This window comes from uncultured Rothia sp., assembly GCF_937976295.1.
Taxonomy (GTDB): domain Bacteria; phylum Actinomycetota; class Actinomycetes; order Actinomycetales; family Micrococcaceae; genus Rothia.
Map to the genome: position 1 here is coordinate 1 of NZ_CALJRY010000091.1, position 3,478 is coordinate 3,478.

The window sequence follows — 3,478 nt, forward strand, 5'->3', positions numbered from 1 at the left end:
GAGTTGTAACCGATCAGGCCGAACTCCAGCCCTGCCGCCATGCGCGTAAAGCGCGGGTGGTTGCTCGTGTACACGTACGCCGCCAGACCGTACTCGGTGTTATTGGCGAGCTTCAGGGCGGTGCGTTCGCCCTCCTCACCGTAGCCGCTGAACGTGGTGATCGGGGCGACGGGGCCGAAGATTTCTTCACGCCACACGCGCATCGAATCGGTCACGCCGGTCAGCACGGTGGGGCGAATAAAGTTGCCCTTGTTCAGGTTCCTGGGCATGCCGCCGGTGTTGCCGTAAACCTCCGAGTCCAGCTCGGGAATGTAACCGCCGCAGGCGAGGAGCGCGCCCTTACCCAGGGCGTCTTCCACCATAAAAAGCATGGATTCAACCGCTGAAGGTTGAATTAGCGGTCCACATTCGGTTCCGTCGATGGCTCCGTCACCCACGACGGTCGCCTCCATACGCTCCACGAAGGCGCGGGTGAACTCTTCGGCAATGTCCTCGTGCACGATGAATCGGTTGGCGGCAGTGCACGCCTCACCCATGTTTCGCATCTTCGCGGCGTAGGCGCCCTTCACAGCGGCGGGAATATCCGCATCCTCAAAGACGATGAACGGGGCGTTACCGCCCAGCTCCATGGAGGTGCGCAGAACATTCTGCGAGGCCTGCGCAAGCAGGGTGCGGCCCACGGCTGTGGAGCCGGTGAACGAGACCTTCCGCAGGCGCTCATCAGCCATCAGCGCCGAGACCACCTCGCCGGTGCGGGAGGTGGTCACCACGTTCAGCACGCCGTCCGGCAGGCCCGCCTCACGCATCAGGGACGCAAAGTACAGGGAGCTGAGCGGAGTCAGGGAGGCGGGCTTAAGCACCGCGGTACAGCCCGCCACGAGCGCCGGGGCGACCTTGCGTGCCGCCATGGCGAGCGGGAAGTTCCAGGGGGTGATGAGCAGGCAGGGGCCGACGGGGCGGCGCACGGTGGTGATCTGCAGCCCGGATTCGGGGGCTACGGCGGTGCGGCCGAAGTTGCGGGCGGCTTCTTCGGCGTACCAGCGCAGGTAGTTCGCGGCGTAGGCGACCTCGCCGCGGGACTGGTCGAGGGGTTTGCCCATTTCGAGGGTCATGAGCCGAGCGATGACTTCGGTGCGCTGCGTCATGAGCGTGTAGGCGCGGTTGAGGATGTCGGCGCGTTCGCGGACGCTGGTTGCCGCCCATGAGGTGCGGGCATCGCAGGCGGCGTCGAGTGCTTCGATGCCCTGTTCGACGCTGGCGTCGGCGACGTGCGCGAGGATTTGGCCGCAGGAGGGGTTGTGTACGGGGAAGGAGCCGTTGTCGCCGGTGACCCAGGTGCCGCCGATGAGCAAGTCGGTGGGCACGTAGAAGAAGGGGTAGGAGGGCCGCTCGTAGGGGTCGATGGGTTCGAGCTGCGGCATGTTGAAGCTGTGCATGTGCGGTTCGGTGCGGCCTCGCAGCTGGGCGGACTTCGCGCCGGGCTTTGCGGCGGGATTCTCTGAGGCCTTCTCGGCGGAGCTTTCAGGTGAGGTGGTCATGGCGTGCCTTTCGGGTTGGGGCGGCCGGTGCGGTCGACTCTGACGCTTTTAATTCTAGTCCCGAGTTGGTTCTCATTCCCGGGCACGCCGAAGGGGGCCGCATCCGCGGTGGATACGACCCCCTTCGGGTACCCTTCAGGTAGGTTCTCGCTCGGCGTACGAGCCTCTAGCTGGGGATTATGGAAGGCGTTGCCCGGAAGGGATGCTCGGTGTTGCATCCGCGTTGCCCGGTACCCGTGTTCTCACCGCTGAGCGGCGGTGAGGCGGGCACCCAGGTGGACTAGGCCCACCGGTTCTCTCAAATCCAGGACTGACGTGCCTCGATTCGAGTCAGCTCCAGAGGACCGCCATCGTTGTTGCCGTGGAAGCGGCCGAAGTGTACGTACGGGCCACGGTAGGCGCTGTGGTTGATGGGGCTGGAGTACTGGCCGTTGACCGTGTAGTAGAAGCTGTTCTTGTTCAGCACGATCTTGCAGTTCAGTGCCTGGCCGGTGGTGACCTTCTGACGCAGCTTCATGGTGTGCAGTACGCGCGGGCTGGTCTGCTTGGGTTCGAAGCAGAGGATCTGCGCTACGGAGCCGCCGTTGTAGTTGGGGCGGATGGCGAGCACGTAGGTGCCATCTTCCTGGTTTGCGGCGAACTTCTTGCCAATGCCGAAGGCACCGTCGTGTTCGCGGCCGAAGGCAACGTAGCCGTAGTGACCCGCCTGCTGCGGCAGCGCACCGGTCCACTTCATGGAGAAGTCGAGGGTGTACTTATCGCGGGTGGTGTAGTTCGCCAGCGGGCCGAGCAGCACGGATTCGTCATAGCGCTGGTTGTGCACGATGGCTGCGCCGGTCAGGTCGGGCATGTCCGCTGCGACGGAGGGGTCGGCGGGCAGCATGCCGTGGGGGCGCTTGCCGGTATTGATCTTGACGCTGGCGTCGAAGGGGTCACCGATCACCCAGTAGGGGTCGGGGCACATGAAGCCCTTCACGCCCAGTGCCTTGTACTTTTCGTAGGCGGAGCGGCGGTGGACTTCCCAGACGATGACTGCCTTGCCGAGGCCCGTGAGGGTGCGTACGTTTTCCTCGCTCATGGAGCCGTGGGCTGCGCCGGTCGGCTTCTCGTAGTAGGGTACGCCGAGGGCGTCCACGTTCTCGTGGCGTGCCATTGCGGAGATCTTGTCGATGGGGTCGCCGCCGTCGAAGTAGCACCAGGTGCCGCAGCCTGCGGAGTTGACGAGCTTGAGGTACTTGGAGGTGGGGTTGAAGCCGCCGTTGCCGTCGCGGTACATCTTGATGACGGTGCGGCGCTGCAGGCCGCGTTCGGTGATGAACTTGATGAGGCCTGCCTGTGCGGGGCCGTCCTTCGCTTCGAGGAACAGCACGACCTTCTTGCCGCCGACGGAGGCATATTCGCCGCCTGCGGGTACGGCGTTAACCGCCGCGATGGCCTCTTCGAGGGTGGGGATGTCGTACAGGTCGGTCTTCTCACCCAGGTTTTCGCGCATGTTGACCTTGTGCTGGCGCAGTTCGGCGAGGGTGTGGCCGCGCACGTCCATGGATGCACCGGTGGTGCGCTTGATGTTGGTGTCGTGCATGCAGACGAACTGGCCGTCGCTGGTGGTGCGTACGGAAATTTCGACGGCGAGGGCGCCTCGGCGTATGGCCTCTGCGTAGGCGTAGGCGGTGTGCTCGGGGCTGATGTTGCCGGCACCGCGGTGGGCGATGAAGAATTCATCGGTCTTGTAGAGCAGCTGATGTGCGGGGGAGCCGCTGTGTACTGCCGCGAGCTGTGCGCGGGTGTTGGCTGCGGCGTGGGCTTCGCCTGCCTGGAGCATGAGGGCGGCGGGTGCCAGTGCGGAGGCACCGATGAAGCCGCGGCGGCTCAGATTCTTAGAGGTCTTCGGGAATGCAGTCACCGTAGTGGTCCTTTTTTCGTTTATGAGTTGAGCGTAA

The 3,478-nt window shown here is 64.5% G+C and carries 2 protein-coding genes; both read right to left on the reverse strand.

The features are described 5' to 3' along the window. On the reverse strand, nucleotides 1-1,538 hold a 1,538-nt coding region (locus Q0216_RS02450; protein WP_298592644.1), incomplete at its 3' end, for an NAD-dependent succinate-semialdehyde dehydrogenase. 298 nt (nucleotides 1,539-1,836) lie between these two features. After that, nucleotides 1,837-3,478: glycerophosphodiester phosphodiesterase (locus tag Q0216_RS02455; RefSeq protein WP_298592646.1), on the reverse strand; the 1,642-nt coding region annotated here is incomplete at its 5' end.